We start from the raw sequence: 21,748 nt of genomic DNA, 5'->3' as shown, positions 1-21,748 counted from the left end.
TGGTCGCCGTGCTAGATGGCGTCAAAGGCGAAGTCACCCTCGTCGCCCCCGCATGGTCCGCCTCGGGCCTCTCCGCCCGCGCGGCTTACGCCCAAGCCGCCGAGCGTGTGATGGACGCCCTGCGCGACCTAGACCGCGCCCCCGCCGCCCAACGTGACCTTGGCGAAGCCGCCACCGTTGGCGAACCTCGATCAAACTTCACGCACGAAGGCTACAAGCAAGCCGTTGAAAAGGCGAAAGACTACATCCGCGCCGGGGACATTTTCCAAGTCGTCCCTTCCCAACGCTGGGCGCAAAGTTTCACCCCGCCACCCTTCGCCTTGTATCGCAGCTTGCGCCGCACCAACCCCTCACCCTTCATGTTCTTTTTCAACTTCGGCGGCTTCCAAGTCATCGGAGCCTCCCCTGAAATCCTCGTCCGCCTGCGCGACGGCGAAGTCACCGTCCGCCCGATTGCAGGCACAAGGATGCGCGGAGCCACGCCGGAAGAAGACAAGGCGCTGGAGTTGGATCTGCTGGCCGATAAAAAAGAACTCGCCGAACACCTGATGCTGCTCGACCTGGGGCGCAACGACGTCGGCCGAGTGGCCAAAGTAGGCACCGTCCGCCCCACCGAGCAATTCATTATAGAGCGTTACAGCCACGTCATGCACATCGTTTCGAACGTCGTCGGCCAAATCGCCGACGGCGAAGACGCGCTATCCGCCCTGCTTGCGGGCCTGCCCGCAGGCACAGTTTCCGGTGCGCCGAAGGTGCGCGCGATGGAAATCATTGACGAGTTAGAACCCGAAAAACGCGGGCTATATGGCGGCGGCGTCGGCTACTTCGCAGGCAACGGCGAGATGGATTTCTGCATCGCCTTGCGCACCGCCGTGCTGAAAGACGAGACCCTATACATCCAAGCCGGAGGCGGCGTCGTCTACGACAGCGACCCCGAATCCGAATACCAAGAAACCGTCAACAAATCCCGCGCCCTGCGCCGCGCCGCCGAAGACGCGGGATTGTTTGTGCGCAAAGGCAACCTCTAACCTGAAACAGATGCCGCCTCGGGGGCCATCGAGGCCCCTCTCAGCGGCGCTGCCGGGGAGATTTTCGGCAAGGGTGGCGCTTTGCACAAGCCGCGGATGCCTCCGGCGGGGATATTTAGGCCAATGTGAAATGGCAGACTCGCATAACTTCATCTGTCCATAAATATCCCCGCCGGAGGCACGCGACACCACCACCCCCAAGCGGCCAAACATTAACAACCCCTAAACGCAAAACATAAGTAACTGATAATTAGAGATTAATTACGCCTGTCCACGCGTGTACACACCTACTCCACCGCCAGCACCGCCGAGATCGGAGCCAGCGCCACCGACGCGCCCTTGCCCTCGACAGTCCATTCCATCAGCGCCGCAATCGTCTCGGGCCGCGTGGTGCCGACCACCACCACCCGCCCCTCTTGTGCCGCCTTGAACGCCGCCCGATCCAGATAGCGCCGGATCACCGGAGTATCCTCGCCGTCCGCATCCAGATCGCGGAAGATCACCGCTGCGGGCACATCCTCACGCCGCGCCACTTGATCCGCCGCGTTCAACCCCGCCTCAAACGTCACAAGCCCGCGCCCCTGATCCTTGATGATCGGCACCACCATCGTTGCCAATGGCCGGTTATCCTGAAACCCCTGCGCCCCCAGATCCATCACCGCCACCGCTTCTGGCAGCACGCCCGCGTTGGCCTGAAAGGTCTGCTCCAGATCGCCCGCCGTGGCCCCCGCCGGAATACCCGACGCCAGCATCACCACCTCTTTGCCCGCCGCGCGATAGATCGCTTCCGCAGCCGCTGCCCCCGGATCAAGCGGATCAATCACGAAACTTACCGCAAACGGCAGCGCCGCCAGCTGCGCGCGATCCAGATCAGCCGCGCCGGTATCGACCAGCAACACCGCAAACAACGGCTTGCCGAGGTCATTGCTGAAGCTGCTCGCAAACTTGACCAGCGGTCGGCTATCTTCTGGCGCTATCGCCACCTCGCCCGCAGGGTCCGCCCCGCCAACACGCGGCAGCCGCCCGGTCGTCACGCCATCCACCGAACGCGCCAGCCCGCCGTTCGGGGCAAGCGTTTCCAACTGGTCGGTATCCAGCATTTTCGGCAACCCGCTGTCGGGCACGGGTTCGGTCGGCATAAGCCCATTCGGCACAGGTCCAGTCGGCACAGGTCCAGTCGGAGCTGGCTCCGCAGGTATCGGCGCCGGGTCCAGCACCAACATTTCCGGCGGGGGCGAAGGCGTGGGTTCCGGCACGGGCGTCAACAAAGTCTCCGCCGCCTCGGCATGGGCAGGCGGTGGCAGATCCGCCTTGCCGGGTACCGCATCCGTCGCCGCCTCCATCGGTAGCACGTTGGGGCTCGCGATGGGCGGAGATGCCTCGACACCAGCCTGCATCTGTGGCCCGGTCGCATCCAAATTCGCCGCATCCATACCCGAATTCGACCCCGTAGGCGCTTCGGCCCCGGCCTGAGGCGGCACAGGCAACGCCGATTTTCCTTGAGCATTCGGCTTGATGGCAGACTCCGAGGTGGCTGGCTTGACGGCACTCGGCTCGGCGGTGGCTTTCGGCTCGGTCACAGCACTCAACCCAGCGGTGGCACTCGGCAGGGTCGTGGAACTCGGCGTGGTCGTGGCACTCGGCTCAGTCATGCCACTCGGCGTGGTCGTGGAAGTCCCAACAACAGCAGGCTCGCTTACAATCGCCTCCCCAGCGACCGCCTCCGGCAATTCCGTCACGGGCGTGACGAGCTTGGATACGTCCTGCTGCGCCTCCACCGCAGCAGAAGCGTTTGGCACCGCAGTCACATCGGGCGCAACAACTTCTGGCAAAACAGGCGCCACAGGTGTGGCCTCGGGCTCAATCTCGGTTGCGGGCACCACTGGTGTCGGCTGAACCACCACCACCTCTGCCCCCGATGCAACCTCAACGCCACCCTCCGGCAGCGGTGTCAGCTGCGAGATTACCCCCAGCCCGACCCCCGCAACCACTCCGCCCACAACGATCCCCGTCACGAAATTCCGGATCATGCTCGTCTCCACCCGTTATGAGCGCCACTTGCCCTTGACGCCGCTTTGCCGCTAGGCCCATCTATAGCCGATCTGAATGCCGATCGAAATCTGCGGGTTTGCTAACTTTGGCCCTCTATAAACCGAACCGTCACCGCCTTCATCCCTTTTCCGTCCGGACCTTACAAGATGCTCTTGCTCATCGACAACTATGACAGCTTTACCTACAATCTCGTGCATTACTTGGGCGAGTTGGGCGCAGATGTGCGCGTGGTGCGCAACGATGCGATGTCGGTGCAAGACGCGCTTGCCTTGCGGCCCGAGTTGATCGTGCTGTCGCCCGGCCCCTGCGATCCGGCTTCCGCTGGCATTTGCATCCCCCTGACCAAAGCCGCCGCGATGGCCGATGTGCCGCTTTTGGGTGTCTGCCTAGGCCATCAAACCATTGGTGAGGCGTTTGGCGGTAAAGTTATTCGCTGCCATGAGATCGTGCATGGCAAAATGGGTGCGATGCACCACCGTGGCGGCGGTATGTTCCGCGACCTGCCCTCGCCGTTTCTGGCGACGCGCTATCATTCTTTGGTCGTCGAAAAGGAAACCCTGCCCGATTGCCTCGAAGTCACCGCTTGGCTGGAAGACGGCACCATCATGGGCCTGCGCCATAAGGAGAAACTGATCGAAGGCGTGCAGTTTCACCCCGAATCCATCGCCTCGGAGCATGGTCACCAACTGCTGAAAAACTTTCTCGACGCCGCAAAGGCGCGGGTTCCTGCATGAGCGATATTCTGAAACCGCTGATCGGTATTGCAGCCAGCCGCCCTCTCACCCGACCCGAAGCCGAAGCCGCATTCGGCGCGCTGTTTGCCGGCGAAGCCACCCCCGCCCAAGTTGGCGGTTTTCTGATGGCACTGCGGGTGCGCGGCGAAACCGTCGATGAATATGCGGCCGCCGCAAGCGTGATGCGCGCCAAATGCAACGCCGTCCGCGCTCCTGCCGGAGCAATCGACATCGTCGGCACTGGCGGCGATGGCAAAGGCACGCTGAACATCTCCACCGCCACCGCTTTTGTCGTCGCAGGCGCAGGGGTTGTGGTCGCCAAGCACGGCAACCGCAACCTGTCGTCGAAATCAGGCGCGGCGGATGCGCTGACCGAGATGGGTTTGAACGTCATGGTCGGCGCAGAAGTGGTGGAGCGTTGTCTAAACGAGGCTGGCATCGGCTTCATGATGGCCCCAATGCACCACCCCGCCACCCGCCACGTCATGCCGGTGCGCGCCGAACTTGGCACCCGCACGATCTTCAATATTCTTGGCCCGCTGACCAATCCGGCCGGGGTGAAACGCCAACTCACAGGCGCATTTTCGCCCGCCCTGATCCGCCCGATGGCCGAAACCCTGCTGGCTTTGGGCTCTGAAAAGGCATGGCTGGTGCATGGCGGCGATGGCTCTGACGAGATTTCGATAGCCGCCCCCACCGCCGTGGCAGCACTTGAAAACGGCGCTATCCGCGAGTTTACCCTGCATCCCGAAGACGCTGGCCTGTCGATCTATCCGTTCGAAGCGATCATGGGCGGCACCCCCGCCGAAAACGCCGTCGCCTTCCGCGCCCTGCTGGATGGCGCAAAAGGCGGCTTCCGCGATGCGGTTTTGTTGAATGCCGCTGCCGCCCTTGTGGTCGCCGACAAAGCCGCTACCTTAAAGGAAGGCGTTGAAATGGCGCGTGTTTCCATCGATTCCGGTGCCGCGCGCGGTAAAATTGAGGCGCTGAAGCGTCTGACCAACCAATAGGCAGCAAATGACCACCATCCTCGACCGCATCAAAGCCTACAAGCTGGACCAAATTGCTGACCGCAAAGCCAAACGCCCCTTAGCAGATCTAGAGCAAGCCGCCCGCGCCGCACCCACCCCGCGCGGTTTTGCCAAGGCACTGTCGGATGCGGCGATCACCGGCTACGGCTTGATCGCCGAGATAAAGAAAGCCAGCCCCTCGAAAGGCTTGATCCGCGCCGATTTTCATCCCATCGAACTTGCACGGGCGTACGAGGCGGGCGGAGCGACCTGCCTGTCCGTGCTAACCGACGCGCCCAGTTTTCAAGGCGACGACAGCTTTCTGACCGCCGCTTCGGAAGCCACCACGCTGCCCTGCCTGCGCAAAGATTTCCTCTACGACCCCTACCAAGTCGTCGAATCCCGCGCCCTGCAGGCCGATTGCATCCTGATTATCATGGCCTCGCTCTCCGACGCGCAAGCCGCCGAACTGGAAGCCGCAGCGTTTGAACACGGCATGGATGTGCTGCTGGAAGTCCACGACCGCGCCGAGTTGGACCGCGCCTGCCTGCTAAAATCGCCGCTTCTGGGCATCAACAACCGCAATCTGCACAGCTTTGAGGTGACGTTGCAAACCACCCGCGACCTTGCCCGCCATGTCCCCGAAGACCGCCTGATCATCTCAGAATCCGGCCTGTTCACCCCCGCCGATCTCGCCGATGTCGCAGCCTACGGCGCGCGCTGCTTCCTGATCGGTGAGGCTTTGATGCGGCAGGACGACGTGACTGCCGCTACAAAAGCCATCCTTACCAAGCCCTTAACCTCTGAGGCCGGGGTATGAGCCAAGCCAAAACCGAACTCACCCACTTTGACGCCGAGGGGCGCGCGCATATGGTCGATGTCTCGGATAAGCCGGTGACAGCGCGGATCGCAATAGCGCGTGGCTCGGTGAAAATGTCGGCGGAAACCTTGGCGTTGATCACCGAAGGCCGCGCCAAGAAGGGCGATGTGCTGGGCGTGGCGCGGCTTGCAGGCATCATGGCCGCGAAGAAAACCGCCGACCTCATTCCGCTTTGCCACCCGCTGCCGATCACCAAAGTTTCGCTCGACCTGACCCCCGATCCTAGCCTCCCCGGCATAGTGGTTGAGGCCACTGTCAAAACTGGCGGTCAAACCGGCGTCGAGATGGAGGCGCTGACCGCCGTCAGCGTCGCCTGTCTCACCATCTACGATATGGTCAAGGCGGTCGAGAAATCCATGTCGATTGAAAACATACACCTAATCCTGAAATATGGCGGTAAATCAGGACGTTATGAGACAAAGCTATGATAACGGTTGAAGAAGCTCTGGCCCGCTGTCTTGCCCTTACGACCCTCACCGAAACCGAAGTCCTCCCCCTCCGCCGCGCCAATAACCGCGTCATGGCAACCGCCGCCACCGCCCAACTGACGCAACCTCCCTTCGACGCCTCGGCCATGGACGGCTATGCTTTGGGCCGGCCCGCCGCCCCCGGCGACACCTTTACCGTCATCGGCGAAGCTGGCGCTGGCCATGCATTTCATGGCGCAATCCTCCCACAGCAAGCCATCCGCATCTTCACTGGCGCGCCGTTGCCAAAGGGTGCTGTCAGCGTGGCAATCCAAGAGGAAATCAACCGCGACGGCGACCAGATTACGCTCAAAATCAACGCCAAACCCGGCGACCATATCCGCCCGCGCGGGCAAGATTTCAAACTTGGTCAACCCTTGTTGCCGCGCCTGCTCCGCCCCAACGATCTCGCTCTGCTAGCCGCGATGAATGTGCCGGAAGTCACCGTTCGCCGCCGGCCAATCGTGGCGATCATGGCTTCCGGCGATGAATTGGTGATGCCCGGTGAGGCCCCCGCCGCCGACCAGATCATCGCCTCGAACAGCTTTGCGCTAGCCGCGATGGTTGAGGCTGCGGGTGGTGAGGCGCGGATGCTGCCGATTGCGCGCGATACAGAGGCGTCGCTGCGCACGGTTTTCGCGCTGACCGAAGGCGCTGATCTTATCGTCACCGTCGGCGGCGCTTCGGTAGGTGATCACGATCTGGTCGGCAAAGTCGCCGCCGATCTGGGGCTAGAGCGCGCGTTTTGGCAAATCGCCATGCGGCCCGGAAAACCTTTGATGGCGGGGAAAGTCTTGGGAATTCCAATGCTTGGCCTGCCCGGCAACCCGGTGTCCGCCATCGTCTGCGGCCATCTTTTCATGGTGCCGATGCTAAACGCGATGCTCGGCCTGCCGCCTAAACCGCAAGTTCTCAGCGCGCGACTTGGCTCTGATCAGCCCGCCAACGGTCCGCGCGACCACTATATGCGCGCGCGGCTGACGATTGATAATGGCGAGCCGACAGTGACTGCATTTCAGCGCCAGGATTCCGCTCTGCTGACTATTTTGACCGAAGCCAACGCCCTTCTGATCCGGCCCTCGGGCGATGGGCCGCGCGTGAAGGGTGAGACGGTGAACTACCTAGCCATCTAAGCTAACCGCGCAAAGCACTTGACACAAAGCAAGAACACGGGCAGAACATAGCAACAACACCTGCATAAAGGCTGTGGCATGCTGACGCGTAAGCAACTGGAACTCTTGGATTTTATCAAAACCCGCATGGATAAGGATGGTGTCCCACCGTCTTTTGATGAAATGAAAGATGCGCTGGACCTGCGCTCTAAATCTGGCATCCACCGTCTGATTACGGCGCTGGAAGAACGTGGCTTCATTCGCCGCCTCGCCCACCGCGCCCGCGCTTTGGAGATTCTGAAACTGCCCGAAGCGATGGAAAAACCCGGCTTTTCGCCCAAGCTTATCAAGGGGGACAAAGTCGATCCGCCGCGCGACGCGATGCCGATTTCTGCGATCTACGCGATGGAGATCCCGGTGATGGGCCGCATCGCCGCTGGTGTGCCGATTGAGGCTATTTCGCATATCTCGCATCATCTGGCGGTTCCCGGATCAATGTTGTCCGGCAACGGATCGCATTATGCGCTTGAGGTAAAAGGCGATTCGATGATTGAGGCCGGGATCAACGATGGTGACATCGTGGTGATCCGTGAACAAAACACCGCTGAAAATGGTGAGATTGTTGTGGCTTTGGTCGAAGATGCCGAAGCGACGCTGAAGCGCTTCCGCCGCCGTGGCAGTATGATCGCGCTAGAGGCCGCAAATCCAGCCTATGAAACCCGGGTTTTCCCTGATCACATGGTCAAAGTGCAAGGCCGTCTTGTCGGCCTGATCCGCAGCTACTGACCCGCAATCAATCTGCGCGGTTTGGCAAGGCTACGATCTTGCCAGATCGGCCTTTCAGCCATCCAAATCCGCTGCGCATCGCGGGTTGGGTTTAGCGTCAACCGATCACTTTGCACTGACAGCGCCAGTGCGCCGGTCTGGTCCAGCAATTCGCGATCTATCACGATGCAACCATTTGGCTTGGGAGGGATCAGAGTAATTGCCGACGGCAGCACAACCAGATCAGCGACAGCACAAGCTTCAGCCAAAGCCTCTCCCGCCGCTTTGCCACTCAAAGCCAAACCGTGCCAATCACCTAAGCGAAACCCCCGCGCGTCTTTTGGCCCCGAAAAGCCCGCCCGCGCGTAGGCGTCTTCTTGCAGGGCCAAATCTCCGTCATCTTGTAGCCAGCTTTTGGCGGTAAACCCGGCACCTCTCGCCACCGAAAGCGCACGGCCTCCCTCGCCCATTAGACCGACCAACGCGCCATCGCTGGAAATCAGCAGCATTGGTCGCTCGGTTGACACCCATAGCGCAAGGCCGAGAACCAGTGGCATCGCCGCCAGCCAGCGCACCCGGCCTTTCCATAAAATCGCCCAGCATCCCGCGAAAGTAATGAGCGGTATGACCCACGGCCCCGGCTGTACGACTGGCGTCACAGCGCCGTCCAACCCTGCAATCCAATGCGCAATAAACAAAATCCACGCTCCGGCCTGCTCCATCACCCACAAAGCCGGGCCCGCAAGCCCAATCGGCGCCAGCAGCGCTGCCATCGCACCAGCGGCCATCAAAACTGACATCATCGGCACCGTCAGCAGGTTCGCCAGCAAACCGTAATCGGTAAATCTGTTGAACGTAGCCGCCGCAAATGGCGCGGTTGCCACCCCCGCCAGCACCGAGGTGAGCACCAAAGTGAACACCGGCATCAGCCAGCGCGGCAGTTTCTCGCGCAAAATCTGCCTATCCAGCGCCGAAAACCCCGCGATGAGCACCACTGTTGCCGCGAAAGACAGCTGGAATCCGGGCTCCAACAGGCTTTCCGGTTGCATCAGCAACAAAATTGTCGCCGACAGCGCCACGGAACGCATCGTCAGCGCCCGCCTATCCAACAGCACCGCGCCTAGCATCACGCAGACCATCAAAAACGCCCGCACCGTCGCCACATTCGCGCCGGACAGCAGCAGATAAAATAGCGCCACCGCAAAACCCGCGACCGCCGCCAGCTTTTTAGAGTTGATCCGCAAAGCCAAAACCGGGATCAAAGCCACCCCATACCGCACCAGCGCAAACACAAACCCTGTGATAAACGCCATATTCATCCCGGAAATCGCCAGCAAATGCGCGAGGTTCGAATCGCGCAGCGCCTGCACGGTATCCAGCGAAATCGCTGAGCGGTCGCCCGTCATCGCGCCCGTCGCAAACGCGCCCGCCTCTGTCGGCACCGCCGCAATCATAGCGCGGGTTAAATTTGTGCGCAGACGGTTGATCATTTGCGTACCGGGTGCAGCCTCGTCCCACAGCAATACCGGGCTGCGCGTATAGCCGACCGCGCCCAGCTGCTGAAAATACGCCATACGTCGGAAATCAAAACCGCCCGGCTCGGCTGGACCTTCTGGTGCCGCAAGCGAGGCGGTGAGCAGCACAACCTGCCCCGGATCAAGGTTAACCTCTTGGCCATGCAGCGAAATCCTGACATATATCGGGGTCTTCGCAGGCGGCATATCCTGCAACACCACGCAGTCCAAGGTGATGCGCAGCGCATCCGACTGCGAGCGGTCGATATTTATCACCCGGCCCTGCACCGCGCCATAGTAGCGGTGTTCCAACATCGGGGCGGTGACTAGATGCGCACGTGCTCCGGCAGCCAGCAGCCCCGCCACAAGGCACCCTGCAATCACCAATGGAGGATGCAACAACTCCGGCCCCAGCCGATGCAGCGCGATCAGGGCCAAAAGCGCCGCCGCCGCACTGCCATAAAACAATAATCCCGGCTCAAACGGCAAGGCAAACCAGATCGCGATGCCGCAGCCCAGAAACACTGGCACCCACGCGAAAAGCTGTCCGCGCGCGTCGGCCAACCTATAGAGCGGCCACAGCAGAATACCCAAACGCCCCGCCACCTTGTTTTGCCCCGCGCATTTGCCTAAAGCTGCCGCGATCCTACATCCGATTAGGTTTCTGAAAGGTTAACCCGCAATGTCCCGTGAAGAAGCCACCAGCCCAGATGTCAGCCGCCCCGTCGTCACCCGTTTTGCACCCTCGCCCACAGGCTATCTGCACATCGGCGGCGCTCGCACCGCACTGTTCAACTGGCTTTACGCGCGCGGCCGTGGTGGCAAATTCTTGCTACGAATTGAGGATACCGACCGTGAGCGTTCGACCCCCGAAGCCACCGCCGCGATTCTGCGCGGCCTGACGTGGTTGGGCCTAGATTGGGATGGCGAGGTGGTCAGTCAGTTTGAGCGCAAAGACCGTCATGCCGAGGTTGCGCGCGAAATGCTCGCACGAGGAACCGCCTATAAGTGCTTCAGCACGCAGGAAGAAATCGCCGCCTTTCGTGCCGAGGCCGAGGCGCGCGGCAGCTATGCTCTGTTTCAAAGCCCGTGGCGTGACGCTGATCCCGCGACCTTCCCCGATGCGCCGTTTGTGATCCGCATGAAGGCCCCACGCACCGGCGAAACCATCATCAACGACGAGGTGCAGGGCCGCGTCGTCATTCAAAACTCCAGCCTCGATGATATGATTTGTTTACGTTCTGATGCTACGCCGACCTATATGTTGGCCGTGGTGGTCGATGACCACGATATGGGCGTCACCCATGTCATTCGCGGAGACGACCATTTGAATAACGCGGCGCGCCAGCAGATGATTTACGATGCGATGGGCTGGGAAATTCCGGTCTGGGCGCATATTCCGCTGATCCATGGCCCCGATGGCAAAAAGCTGTCGAAACGCCACGGCGCTACCGGAGTCGAAGATTATCAGGCGATGGGCTATCCCGCCGCAGGGATGCGCAACTATCTGACGCGCCTCGGCTGGGCGCATGGCGATGCCGAGATTTTCACCACCGAACAGGCGCTTCAGATGTTCGACCTTGCAGGTATCGGTCGTGGCCCGGCGCGGCTCGATTTCAAAAAGCTGGAAAACACCTGCGGCCATCACATTGCGATGAGCGACGATGCTGCACTGCTGCATGAATTGACCGCTTATCTGGTGGCCGCAGGCAAACCGGCCCTGACAAATAGGCAGAATACCCTGCTCAAATCCGCACTATACTGCGTCAAAGACCGCGCGAAGACATTGCCGGAACTGCTTGAAAAGGCTCACTTTGCGCTAATTTCGCGCCCAGTTCAGCCCGACGAAGCTTCAGCGAAATCGCTCGATACGGTATCCCGTGGTATACTGCAAACATTGACGCCGCAGCTGCGAAATGTTAGCTGGACAAAAGACGCTTTGGAGCCGATCTTAACCCAAGTTGCCGCAGAAAACGGGATCGGTTTCGGCAAGCTAGCCGCCCCCCTTCGCGCGGCCTTGGCGGGGCGCAGCGTCACGCCGAGTGTATATGACATGATGCTCGTCATCGGTCAGGATGAAACGATTGCACGGCTTCAGGATGCAGCGGTCTGATCCGCTACGCCGCAGCCATACCGGAACGCAGACCACCCGCTGCCATGGGTGGACGTCATATTGGGGATAAAAGATGGCCGAACCTACCGACACTGCCACGCTAAGCCTTAAGGGAAAATCCTACGATCTACCGGTGTTTTCGCCGACTCTGGGCCCGGATGTTGTTGATATCCGTAAGCTCTATGACCAAGCCGATGTTTTCACCTTCGACCCAGGCTTCACCTCGACCGCAGCTTGCGAAAGCGCCATCACCTTTATCGACGGTGACAAGGGCGAGCTTTTGCACCGTGGCTACCCGATTGAGCAGCTTGCAAACAAATCGACTTATATCGAGATGTGCTACCTGCTTTTGTATGGTGAACTGCCGAATGCCGGCCAATTGTCAGATTTCCAGCAGCGCGTGACGCATCACACCATGGTGCACGAACAACTGCATAATTTCTTCCGTGGCTTCCGCCGCGATGCGCATCCGATGGCGACGATGGTGGGTGTGGTCGGCGCGATGTCAGCGTTCTACCATGACAGTTTGGACATCAACGACGAATGGCAGCGCGAAGTTGCGGCCATCCGCATGATCGCTAAACTGCCGACGATTGCCGCGATGGCCTATAAGTATTCGGTTGGGCAACCCTTTGTTTATCCACAGAACTCGCTGTCCTACTCTGGCAACTTCCTCAACATGTGCTTTGCGGTTCCGGCTGAAGATTACCAGGTGAACCCGATTCTCGCCAAAGCGATGGACCGGATTATGATGCTGCACGCCGACCATGAGCAGAACGCTTCGACCTCTACCGTGCGATTGGCGGGCTCGTCGGGTGCCAATCCGTTCGCCTGTATCGCCGCTGGCATTGCCTGCCTTTGGGGTCCGGCGCATGGCGGAGCGAACCAAGCCTGCCTTGAGATGCTGCGCGCAATTGGCACCGTGGATCGCATCCCGGAATATATCGCCAAGGCCAAGGACAAGACTTCCGGCTTCCGCCTGATGGGCTTTGGTCACCGCGTCTATAAAAACTTCGATCCCCGCGCCACGGTGATGAAGGAATCCGCCGATGAAGTGCTGGATCTGTTGGGCATCCACAACAACCCAACCCTGCAAGTCGCCAAAGAACTAGAGCGGATTGCGTTGTCGGATGATTATTTCATCTCGAAAAAGCTGTACCCGAACGTCGATTTCTATTCCGGCATCATCCTCGATGCGATGGGCTTCCCAACCTCAATGTTCACCCCGATTTTCGCGATTTCGCGCACCGTCGGCTGGATTGCGCAATGGAAAGAGATGATCGCCGAGAAGAACCAGAAAATCGGCCGTCCGCGTCAGCTTTATGTCGGCGAAAAACACCGCGACTATATCGACGTTAATCATCGCTAACTGACCCAAGGGCGGCTTAGGCCGCCCTTGCAGCCTCAAGGCCAAGCTGCAACTCTGGCCACCCAACCGCCCAGAGTTCACATGCCGCCAACCTCCCGTATTCCCTTGCTTGATCTGGCCCGCAGTCTCGCGTTGCTAGGCATGGCGGCGTTCCATTTCAGCTATGATCTGCTGATGTTCGGGCTGATCGACTACAGCTACGCGCAAAGCTCGACGTTTTACTTTCACGCCCGCATCGTCGCCGGAACCTTCCTGCTGCTCTCTGGCATAGGGCTTTGGCTGGCACATGGCGAGGCAATTCGCTGGCTTGCGTTCTGGCGACGTTTCACCAAAATCGCCGGGGCCGCCCTGCTGGTCAGCCTAGCCACCCGCATAGCCATGCCAGAAGTTTTCATATATTTCGGTATCTTACACGCCATAGCCCTGTACAGCTTACTTGGCCTGATCGCCCTGCGCCTGCCCGCTGTCGTCAACGCCGCCCTCGCCGCGATCTTCATTTACGGCAGCTACCACTGGCATATCGAGGCCCTAAACGCCCCCCTCCTGCGCTTCATCGGCCTTAGCCTAGACCATGCAATGACGATAGATTTTGAGCCAATCTTCCCATGGTTCGCCGCAGTTCTGGCAGGCATCGCCCTCGGGCAAATCGGCAGCCAAACCGGGCTTTGGGCGGCCCTAGCTGGCAAACCCTCCGGCAAATGGGTGCGCATCCTAAGTTGGCCGGGCCAGCACAGCCTGCTGATTTACCTCGTCCATCAGCCGATTCTACTCGGCCTCGTCTGGGCCTACGCGCAACTAGGCTAACCCCACCCACCTTCAAAACAATAGCGTCAGCGGCCACGTCACCCAACTGGAGGCGCGCTGTCCGATCGCCGAGGCATGTACCGCTTCGGTGACATCGCGGCCAATCAGCCGTTTGCGCCGCAGCAAAAACCACATGCCCCAACCGCGCATCGTGCCAACCATCGGCGCATTGGCATCGCAGGGAAACCGCGCACGCCAGCCCTCGGGCAGCGCCAGCCCGACCTCCTCCGCCTTCTCCAGCATCCAGACCAGCGGGATATTCGACAGCGGCCTAGCGGCCAGATCATTGCCGATCATGCCGCCGATATCGCCGTGCGCACCGCGAAACCACATCTGCTGCACATCGCCCTGCCAGCCCGGCGGACATTCCCACAGCACCGGCTCGAACACCGCGCGCGTCTCATGCATCGCCAGCGCATGAAAACCATGCAGAACCGAAGGCCCAAGCTGATGGTTGTGAAACTTATGCTGATGCTCGGTTAGCATCCACAACAACGGCAGGCGCAGCCCCAAAGCCTTGACCGTGTCGAACACCCCAACCATCTGGATCGGCGCGCTCGCATGGCAAAATCGCAGCGAAAACGCCCGGCTGGCCCGCGAATCGTCGTCATTGCGATAATGACGATAGGCCAAGGTGACACCACGCTCTGTCGCATGTTCGCGCTTCAGCAGGCCAACGCGGTCAATCACCCCAGCCAATGAGCGCACCGCAAACGCCCCACGCGAATAGCCGATCAGATATATCCGGTCGCCCTCGCGGTAGTGACTGGCAAGCCAGCCATAGGCGCGGCGAATTTGGCGGTTAATTCCGCGGCCTTGGATCAAATTCATCCCATAGCGCCAGCCTTCCCATTGCAGGCCGGGTTCGTAGTAAACCCGGCGATGCGCCGAGCGCCCGCCGCTGGTCAACAGCTTGTAAATCAAGCCACAATTACCCTCCTGCCCCTCAACCAGAGTGGATAAAGTGCCGTCCAGAATGATCACATGATCGACAACGCCGCGTACCCTGCCCGGCAAAGGTGCGCTCGCAGGTTCGGTTTCAACAGTCGGCTGACCGCGCCACCAGTGTTTGATCCGGCCAAGTAGCGACAGTTTCCGCCTCCTGTTGCGTGTCGGGTTCTGCGGGTGCCAAAAAGCAAACGCTCCCGGCAAGTTTCCCTGCCGAGAGCGTAGGTTAACCGGATTACCGCGAAGTTAAAGCTTTTGTGACAGCACCGTCACCATGCCCAACTCGCCAAAGCCGTTGAAGCGGCTGTTGGTCACCGTCGAATACGCGCCCATGCCATGCACGATCACGTAATCGCCCTCAGCAATATCGGCCGGGAACGGCACGTCACCCGGCAGACGATCCACCGAATCGCAGGTCGGACCGAAGCAGATCCGCGGCAGGGTCGCGCCAGTGCGACGCACACCTTCCGGCGAGATCACTTCAATGCGGTCGATAATCCCAATCTGCCCCAACTCGAACAATGATCCATAAATCCCGTCGTTCAGAAACACATGGATATCATCGCGCAAAGCTTTGACCCGTGCTGCCAGCGTGAACGCATCGCCGCACATCGCCCGACCCGGCTCACACACCAGCATCGGACGCTCATCGCCAAACGCTTCGGTCGCAACCCGGTCGATGGTCGCAAACGTTTCATCCAACTGCGGCAATACGCCCTCAGCCCGGTGGTTCGGAAAGCCGCCGCCAACGTTCAGGCGCGCGATTTTTACATTCGCGCGCCGCGCAATCACCGCAGCCTCGCGAATATAGCTCGCCCAAGCCGCAGGATCGGTGCATTGCGTGCCCGGGTGGAAGGTGATCGACGGGATAAATCCAGCCTCTGCCACAATTTTCAGCAGTTCAACCGCAACATCTTCAGTCGCGCCAAACTTCGCACCGAAGTTATAGGCAGCGCCCGCAACCGGCAGCTTGAAGCGCACCGAGATTTCGCAATTCTCGGTCGGGACCATCTCGATCAGCTTGTTCAATTCGCTATGCGAATCAACCGAATAGGATTTGATCTCACGCGCCACAGCATGTGCGATTTCCGTGCGAGAGCGCACCGGATTGTTGTAGTGGATCGCCGCATCGGGTGCCAAGCGCCGGATTAGGTCGATCTCAAACGGAGAGGCGCAGTCAAAGCCTTTGACGCCAGCCGCAATCAGATTCTCGACGACTTCTTCGCCGGGGTTCGATTTGACCGCATAGGTCACAAGCCCCGGAAATCCATCAAGAAATTTGCGGGCAACCGCTTGGATAGCCTGCGGTGCAAAGAACAGCACGGGATTCTCCGGCTGCTGATTGCGCAGATATTCGGTCGGATTGGCCCAGATCGTTTTGGACAGTCCCATCGGCGTATTCCTTTCTGCCAACAAGATGCCAGTCCCCTTTCGCAGCCTGTTCAAGGACAGCGATTGCTCAGGGCACCAGCAAGGTTTTCCAACCAGGCCAGGTGCGTATGAGCCGCCCTTTTCCTGCAACGTAGGATGCCGCATATGAGGTACAACTTCACCGAACAAAACTATATAATTGTCTGATTTCTTCGTTATAATAACCAAAAAAGGATACATATTGTATGGATGAGCTCGATCGCAACATTCTGACCCTGCTGGGGGCGGATGCACGCATGTCAGTGGCGACTTTGGCGCGGCGCTTGAAGGTGGCACGCTCGACAATTCAGGCCCGGTTGGAGCGGTTGGAGACCTCCGGCGTCATTGCGGGCTATACGCTGAAGCTTGGCGAAGCCGCACGCCAAGGTCGTTTGCGCGCAAGCGTGCTGCTGACCATAGAACCGCGCAGCCAAGCCGCAATCCTGACCCGCCTCAAAGGCATTGGCGAGGTCGAACGGGTATTCACCACCTCCGGCCGCTTCGATCTGCTGCTGCAAATCGCAGCCTCCAACACACAACTCTTGGATCAGGTGCTTGACCAGATCGGCGCGCTGACCGGAGTGAAATCATCGGAAAGCTTGATTCATCTTAGCACAAGGTTGGATCGGGCGGTGTAAGACCGCAAAATGCTAGGCCAAGGCGCGCCAAGCCCGAAATTCCATTTGCGTCACGGGCCGGGACCGACTTACATTGATATCAAACCATCAATGGAGGAAGTCATGACCCACGGTCTGCCCTGCTGGTATGAACTGGCGAACCCTGATCTCGACGCTGCGAAAAGCTTTTACGCGGGCCTGCTCGGCTGGACTTGGACCGACAGCGGTATGCCCGGCATGACCTATCTGCTGGGATCGCGCGATGGCGACATGGTGGCAGGGCTTTTCAAGCCTGACCCCGGTATGCCGACCGCATGGACTGCCTATATCGCGGTCGATAATGCCGATGAGACGGTGGCTCAGGCCAAAGATCTAGGCGCAACCGTGGTGGTGCCGCCGACAGATATCCCCGGCACGGGTCGGTTCTCGGTGCTGATCGACCCGCAAGGCGCTGCGTTCGGCATCCTGCAACCCCAGCCTATGGCCGATGGCACGTCGGGCAACGCGTTTGACCAGAAGAAATCCGGCCACGGCAACTGGCACGATCTGGCGACCCCGGACGCGCCTGCCGCTCTGACCTTTTACGCGGCCCTGTTCGGCTGGACGCAGTCGCGCGCCATGCCGATGGGGCCGGACAATCTTTACACAGTTATCGCCTGCGCTGGTCAGGACATCGGCGGTATCTTCACCGAGGCGGGCAACACTGGCCCGGCGAAATGGACGGTGTATTTTGGCACGCCGTCGGTGCAAGACGCGGTGGAAGCCGTCAAAGCCAGCGGCGGCCAAGTCCTGCACGGCCCCTCCGAAGTCCCCGGCGGTGCGTTAATCATCCATTGCAGCGATCCCATCGGCGCGGGATTTGCACTGGTCGGCCCGGCCTAATCTTAACAGCGGCATAATCTGAAACAGCGGCGGCCTTGGCGGGCATCGAGCCCGCCTCAGCCGCGCTGCCGTCACCTCCATAAACTGCCGCCAGCCCCCCCATCGCGCGTATTTTCAAACCGCCCCAGCATCTCGCGCTTGGCCTTGCCCCGATCATTCGGTATGGCAAACCAACGCTTTAAGGATGCCGCATATGCCGATGGAAAAAACCTTCTCCCCCGCCGAGGCTGAGGCCCGGATTTCTAAAGCTTGGCTAGACCGCAAGGTCGGCGCTGCGGGGGCCAATGCCAAGCCCGGCGCGGAAGCCTTCTCCATCATGATCCCGCCGCCGAACGTCACCGGCTCCCTGCACATGGGCCACGCCTTCAACAACACGCTGCAGGATATCCTGATCCGCTGGCACCGGATGCAAGGCCACGACACGCTTTGGCAGGTCGGCACCGATCACGCCGGCATCGCCACCCAAATGGTGACCGAGCGTGACATGGCCGAACATCAGGAACCCAACCGCCGCACCATGGGGCGTGAGGCGTTCCTCGCCCGCGTCTGGCAGCAAAAGGTCAAATCGCGCGGCACCATCATCGGCCAGCTCCAACGCCTCGGTGCCTCCTGCGACTGGGACCGTGAGGCGTTTACCATGTCCGGCGCTCCCGGTGCACCCGCAGGTGAGAACGGCAATTTCCACGACGCCGTGATCAAGGTCTTCGTGGATATGTACAACAAGGGCCTGATCTATCGCGGCAAACGCCTCGTCAACTGGGATCCCCACTTTGAAACCGCAATCTCCGATCTCGAAGTCGAGAATATCGAGGTCGCAGGCCATATGTGGCATTTCAAATATATTCTGGCCGACAAGCAAAGCTATGAATACATTGAGAAAGACGCCGAAGGCCACGTCACCCTGCGCGAGACCCGCAACTACATCTCCATCGCCACCACGCGGCCGGAAACCATGCTCGGCGATGGCGCTGTGGCCGTGCATCCGTCTGACGCGCGCTATCAAAGCATCATCGGCAAGATGGTCCACCTGCCGCTGTGTGACCGTCTGATCCCGATCATCGCCGACGAATATCCCGACCCCACCTTCGGCTCGGGTGCGGTGAAAATCACCGGAGCACACGATTTCAACGACTACCAGGTTGCCAAGCGCAACAACCTGCCGATGTATCGCCTGATGGACACCCGCGCCGCGATGCGCGCCGACGGTGCCCCCTATGCGGAAGAAGCTAGGAAAGCTCAGCAGTTTGCGGAACAGCAACAGATCAGAAACGGTATGAAAGCTGCCCCAGCTGGTTTGTACGTTGATACCGGGGAACCCGACGAAGAAACCGTGGACTCAATGAACCTCGTTCCGGAGAAATATCGTGGCCTTGATCGTTTCGAAGCACGCAAGCAAGTTGTTGCGGACATTAACGCTTTAGGCCTTTGCGTCTCGACCCTTCACTCCGAAATTGATCCCGAAACCGGCAGCGAACACCTCTCGCGCGAACCCTTTGTAGAAGCAAAGAAGATCATGCAGCCCTTCGGAGACCGCTCTAAGGTCGTGATCGAGCCGATGCTGACCGACCAGTGGTTCGTAGATACTACCAAGATTGTCGGGCCCGCGCTGGAGGCTGTGCGGTGCGGTGCGACCAAAATCATCCCGGAGTCGGGCGAAAAGACCTATTTTCACTGGTTGGAAAATATCGAGCCGTGGTGTATCTCGCGCCAACTCTGGTGGGGCCATCAGATTCCAGTGTGGCATTGCCCACAGGTGCAGTGGGATCACGTTGCACCACACAATGCGGAAGGTCTTGATTACGAAAGGTATACTCTCGCTTGTGCGGCGACAGCAACCGAAGCTATGGAAATCGCAAGGGAGAAGATTTATTTCGACCCTCTCTTCGAAGACTTTGAGTTCGTAATTGCCGATGATTGGGAAGCTTTCAATCGCCTCAAGAACCAACCCGGAGTTGTTCCATTCATTCGCGACCCCGACGTGCTCGATACATGGTTCTCCTCCGGCCTCTGGCCGATCGGCACCCTCGGCTGGCCCGAGCAAACGCCTGAACTGCAAAAGTATTTCCCCACCTCGACCCTGATCACCGGGGCCGATATCATCTTCTTCTGGGTCGCCCGCATGATGATGATGCAGCTTGCCGTTCTGTCAGAAAAGCCAATGGCGGAAAAAATCCCCTTCAAAACCGTTTATCTGCACGGCCTTGTCCGCGACGCCAAAGGCAAGAAAATGTCGAAATCCCTCGGCAACGTCATCGATCCATTGGAGATTATCGACGAATTCGGCGCCGACGCCCTGCGCTTTTCCAACGCCGCGATGGCCTCTTTGGGAGGCGTGTTGAAACTCGACACCGCCCGCATCGCAGGATATCGCAACTTCGGCACCAAACTGTGGAACGCCTGCCGCTTCGCCGAAATGAATGGCGTGTGGGAGGGTCACAAAACCCAAACCGAGGCCCCCAAAGCCACCGCCACCGCCAACCAATGGATCATCGGCGAAACCGCCAAAGCACTGGCCGAAGTCAACGCCGCCCTGAAAGACTACCGTTTCGACAACGCCGCCGACGCGCTTTATAAATTCGTCTGGGGCCGCGTCTGCGACTGGTATGTCGAGTTCGCCAAACCCTTGTTCGACGGCCCCGACGCCCCCGAAACGCGGGCAACCATGGCATGGGTGCTGGATCAGTCGATGATCCTGCTGCACCCGATGATGCCCTTCATCACCGAAGACCTGTGGGGCACCACCGGAACCCGCGCCAAGCTGCTGGTTCACACCGATTGGCCGACCTACGGCGCAGAACTGACCAACGCCGAGGCCGCGACGGAAATGGGCTTCGTCACCGCCCTGATCGAAGAAATCCGCTCCGCCCGCGCGCAAGTCCACGTCCCCGTTGGCCTGAAATGCGATCTGGTGGCAACCGACCTCTCCCCCGCCGCCCGCAAAGCTTGGACGCGGAATGAGGCGCTAATAAAACGCATGGCCCGCATCGACGGCTTCAGCGAAGGCCCAGCCCCGAAAGGCTCCATCGCCGTCGCCGTCGAAGGCGCAAGCCTGAGCATCCCGCTGGCAGGTCTGATCGACATCGCCGAGGAAAAAGCCCGCCTGACCAAGACGATGGACAAGCTGGCAAAAGAAATCGGCGGTCTGAAAGGTCGCCTCAACAACCCGAACTTCGCGGCCTCCGCTCCAGAAGATGTGGTGATTGAGGCTCAAGCAAACCTCGCCTTGCGCGAAGACGAAGCCGCCAAACTGCAAGCAGCACTAAAACGTCTGGCGGAACTCGGCTAACGCTTCGCCTAAAACCAGTGCCGAAGCTCTCCGCGCGAGAGTATTTAAGCCAACATAAAGCCGTTTCGCATTGGCCAAAATATCCTCGGGGAGTGAGCCCAAAGGGCGAGGGGGGCAGACAGCCCCCCTTTCCACATCGCAAACAAACACCCACCCCCAAAATTCGATCCCAACCCAATCCCTAAGTTTCCCTTAATTCTACCGATAACCCGTTGATTTCGCTTAGCCGCAAACAGCGCCACACGTGGCACCCCCGAAAGCCCCCTTGCCAGCCCGCGCAAAATCCCCACAAATCCAAGCCATGAAAGCCCCCATCCTCACCCCACTCGCAGCCAGCTTGCCCTCCACCGTCCCCTTCACCGGACCCGAGACGCAAGAGCGCCGCCAAGGCCACCCCTTCATCGCCCGCCTCGGAGCCAACGAAAGCCTGTTCGGCCCCTCCCCAGCCGCGATCAAAGCCATGCAAGACGCCGCCTCAGAATCGTGGATGTACGGCGACCCCGAGACCCACGCCCTGAAAGCCGCCCTCGCCCAACATCATAACTGCTCCCCCGAAAACATCGTCGCAGGCGAAGGCATCGACGGCCTGCTCGGCTACCTTGCCCGCCTGATCGTCCAACCCGGCACCCCTGTCGTGACCAGCCTCGGAGCCTACCCAACCTTCAACTTCCACGTCGCAGGATACGGCGGCACCCTCCACCGCGCCCCCTACAACGGCGACTACGAAGACCCCGACGCGCTGCTAAACCTCGCCCGC

The 21,748-nt window shown here is 60.0% G+C and carries 17 protein-coding genes and 1 pseudogene; 14 read left to right on the top strand and 4 right to left on the bottom strand.

What is annotated here, in order from left to right; genetic code table 11:
• On the top strand, positions 1-1,028 hold a 1,028-nt coding region (locus JWS10_RS01385; RefSeq protein ID WP_299504061.1), incomplete at its 5' end, for a chorismate-binding protein.
• Between the two features lie 287 nt (positions 1,029-1,315).
• On the opposite strand, the gene JWS10_RS01380 is transcribed toward JWS10_RS01385, so the two are convergent.
• Positions 1,316-3,058, bottom strand: a complete 1,743-nt coding sequence (locus JWS10_RS01380; protein WP_299504060.1) for a polysaccharide deacteylase family 2 protein — start codon at positions 3,056-3,058, stop codon at positions 1,316-1,318.
• Between the two features lie 168 nt (positions 3,059-3,226).
• On the opposite strand from JWS10_RS01380, the gene JWS10_RS01375 reads away from it, so the two are divergent.
• The 6 genes from JWS10_RS01375 to lexA all read left to right on the top strand — a co-directional run bounded on the left by JWS10_RS01375 (position 3,227) and on the right by lexA (position 8,069).
• A complete protein-coding gene (locus JWS10_RS01375; RefSeq protein WP_299504057.1) occupies positions 3,227-3,814 on the top strand; it encodes an aminodeoxychorismate/anthranilate synthase component II in 588 nt (195 codons plus the stop codon).
• Positions 3,811-4,824, top strand: coding sequence for an anthranilate phosphoribosyltransferase (trpD, locus tag JWS10_RS01370; protein WP_299504055.1), 1,014 nt, complete (start codon positions 3,811-3,813; stop codon positions 4,822-4,824). Before JWS10_RS01375 ends, trpD begins: the two co-directional genes overlap by 4 nt.
• A 7-nt stretch (positions 4,825-4,831) precedes the next feature.
• On the top strand, positions 4,832-5,644 hold the full coding sequence (gene trpC, locus JWS10_RS01365) for an indole-3-glycerol phosphate synthase TrpC (RefSeq protein ID WP_299504053.1): 813 nt from the start codon (positions 4,832-4,834) through the stop codon (positions 5,642-5,644).
• A complete protein-coding gene (gene moaC / locus JWS10_RS01360; protein ID WP_299504051.1) occupies positions 5,641-6,132 on the top strand; it encodes a cyclic pyranopterin monophosphate synthase MoaC in 492 nt (163 codons plus the stop codon). The genes trpC and moaC overlap by 4 nt, the downstream gene beginning before the upstream one ends.
• On the top strand, positions 6,129-7,304 hold the full coding sequence (locus tag JWS10_RS01355; protein WP_299504049.1) for a molybdopterin molybdotransferase MoeA: 1,176 nt from the start codon (positions 6,129-6,131) through the stop codon (positions 7,302-7,304). Before moaC ends, JWS10_RS01355 begins: the two co-directional genes overlap by 4 nt.
• Before the next feature lie 78 nt (positions 7,305-7,382).
• Complete coding sequence (gene lexA / locus JWS10_RS01350) at positions 7,383-8,069, top strand: transcriptional repressor LexA (RefSeq protein ID WP_299504047.1); 687 nt, start codon at positions 7,383-7,385, stop codon at positions 8,067-8,069.
• Here the strand turns inward: lexA and JWS10_RS01345 are convergent.
• On the bottom strand, positions 8,063-10,156 hold the full coding sequence (locus tag JWS10_RS01345) for a ComEC/Rec2 family competence protein (protein ID WP_299504045.1): 2,094 nt from the start codon (positions 10,154-10,156) through the stop codon (positions 8,063-8,065). The genes lexA and JWS10_RS01345 overlap by 7 nt on opposite strands.
• 88 nt (positions 10,157-10,244) lie before the next feature.
• On the opposite strand from JWS10_RS01345, the gene gltX reads away from it, so the two are divergent.
• The 3 genes from gltX (at position 10,245) to JWS10_RS01330 (ending at position 13,848) form a co-directional block, all read left to right on the top strand.
• The gene (gltX, locus tag JWS10_RS01340; protein WP_299504043.1) at positions 10,245-11,675 is read left to right on the top strand and encodes a glutamate--tRNA ligase; all 1,431 of its coding nucleotides are present in this window, start codon (positions 10,245-10,247) and stop codon (positions 11,673-11,675) included.
• Between the two features lie 73 nt (positions 11,676-11,748).
• Entirely contained in the window at positions 11,749-13,044 is a 1,296-nt protein-coding gene (gene gltA, locus JWS10_RS01335) for a citrate synthase (protein WP_299504041.1), read from the top strand.
• A gap of 81 nt (positions 13,045-13,125) precedes the next feature.
• Positions 13,126-13,848 carry a heparan-alpha-glucosaminide N-acetyltransferase gene (locus tag JWS10_RS01330; protein ID WP_299504038.1) on the top strand — a complete coding sequence of 241 codons (723 nt, stop codon included), beginning with the start codon at positions 13,126-13,128 and terminating at the stop codon, positions 13,846-13,848.
• Positions 13,849-13,860: 12 nt separating this feature from the next.
• On the opposite strand, the gene JWS10_RS01325 is transcribed toward JWS10_RS01330, so the two are convergent.
• Positions 13,861-14,940, bottom strand: coding sequence for a DUF2235 domain-containing protein (locus tag JWS10_RS01325; protein ID WP_299504062.1), 1,080 nt, complete (start codon positions 14,938-14,940; stop codon positions 13,861-13,863).
• A gap of 102 nt (positions 14,941-15,042) precedes the next feature.
• Positions 15,043-16,188, bottom strand: a complete 1,146-nt coding sequence (locus JWS10_RS01320; protein ID WP_299504035.1) for a type III PLP-dependent enzyme — start codon at positions 16,186-16,188, stop codon at positions 15,043-15,045.
• A 224-nt stretch (positions 16,189-16,412) separates the two neighbouring features.
• Here JWS10_RS01320 and JWS10_RS01315 point away from each other — a divergent pair, with 224 nt between their 5' ends.
• The 4 genes and pseudogenes from JWS10_RS01315 to JWS10_RS01300 all read left to right on the top strand — a co-directional run.
• Complete coding sequence (locus JWS10_RS01315; RefSeq protein WP_054007924.1) at positions 16,413-16,844, top strand: Lrp/AsnC family transcriptional regulator; 432 nt, start codon at positions 16,413-16,415, stop codon at positions 16,842-16,844.
• Between the two features lie 102 nt (positions 16,845-16,946).
• Positions 16,947-17,705, top strand: coding sequence for a VOC family protein (locus tag JWS10_RS01310; RefSeq protein WP_299504032.1), 759 nt, complete (start codon positions 16,947-16,949; stop codon positions 17,703-17,705).
• 193 nt (positions 17,706-17,898) lie between these two features.
• The gene (locus JWS10_RS01305; protein WP_299504029.1) at positions 17,899-20,991 is read left to right on the top strand and encodes a valine--tRNA ligase; all 3,093 of its coding nucleotides are present in this window, start codon (positions 17,899-17,901) and stop codon (positions 20,989-20,991) included.
• A 301-nt stretch (positions 20,992-21,292) separates the two neighbouring features.
• Positions 21,293-21,748 (top strand): annotated as a pseudogene (locus JWS10_RS01300) (pyridoxal phosphate-dependent aminotransferase); the annotation flags it as partial.

It is taken from the genome of Cypionkella sp. (assembly GCF_028290025.1).
Lineage (GTDB): Bacteria > Pseudomonadota > Alphaproteobacteria > Rhodobacterales > Rhodobacteraceae > Cypionkella.
This window is presented reverse-complemented; position numbering and strand designations above follow the sequence as displayed.

Excerpts from the sequence above, each read along its gene's own strand:
- JWS10_RS01315 (WP_054007924.1), top strand. The coding sequence starts at position 16,413 with ATGGATGAGCTCGATCGCAACATTCTGACCCTGCTGGGGGCGGATGCA.
- JWS10_RS01305 (WP_299504029.1), top strand. The coding sequence starts at position 17,899 with ATGCCGATGGAAAAAACCTTCTCCCCCGCCGAGGCTGAGGCCCGGATT.
- trpC (WP_299504053.1), top strand. The coding sequence starts at position 4,832 with ATGACCACCATCCTCGACCGCATCAAAGCCTACAAGCTGGACCAAATT.
- moaC (WP_299504051.1), top strand. The coding sequence starts at position 5,641 with ATGAGCCAAGCCAAAACCGAACTCACCCACTTTGACGCCGAGGGGCGC.
- trpD (WP_299504055.1), top strand. The coding sequence starts at position 3,811 with ATGAGCGATATTCTGAAACCGCTGATCGGTATTGCAGCCAGCCGCCCT.
- lexA (WP_299504047.1), top strand. The coding sequence starts at position 7,383 with ATGCTGACGCGTAAGCAACTGGAACTCTTGGATTTTATCAAAACCCGC.
- JWS10_RS01355 (WP_299504049.1), top strand. The coding sequence starts at position 6,129 with ATGATAACGGTTGAAGAAGCTCTGGCCCGCTGTCTTGCCCTTACGACC.
- gltA (WP_299504041.1), top strand. The coding sequence starts at position 11,749 with ATGGCCGAACCTACCGACACTGCCACGCTAAGCCTTAAGGGAAAATCC.
- gltX (WP_299504043.1), top strand. The coding sequence starts at position 10,245 with ATGTCCCGTGAAGAAGCCACCAGCCCAGATGTCAGCCGCCCCGTCGTC.
- JWS10_RS01330 (WP_299504038.1), top strand. The coding sequence starts at position 13,126 with ATGCCGCCAACCTCCCGTATTCCCTTGCTTGATCTGGCCCGCAGTCTC.
- JWS10_RS01320 (WP_299504035.1), bottom strand. The coding sequence starts at position 16,188 with ATGGGACTGTCCAAAACGATCTGGGCCAATCCGACCGAATATCTGCGC.
- JWS10_RS01380 (WP_299504060.1), bottom strand. The coding sequence starts at position 3,058 with ATGATCCGGAATTTCGTGACGGGGATCGTTGTGGGCGGAGTGGTTGCG.
- JWS10_RS01310 (WP_299504032.1), top strand. The coding sequence starts at position 16,947 with ATGACCCACGGTCTGCCCTGCTGGTATGAACTGGCGAACCCTGATCTC.
- JWS10_RS01375 (WP_299504057.1), top strand. The coding sequence starts at position 3,227 with ATGCTCTTGCTCATCGACAACTATGACAGCTTTACCTACAATCTCGTG.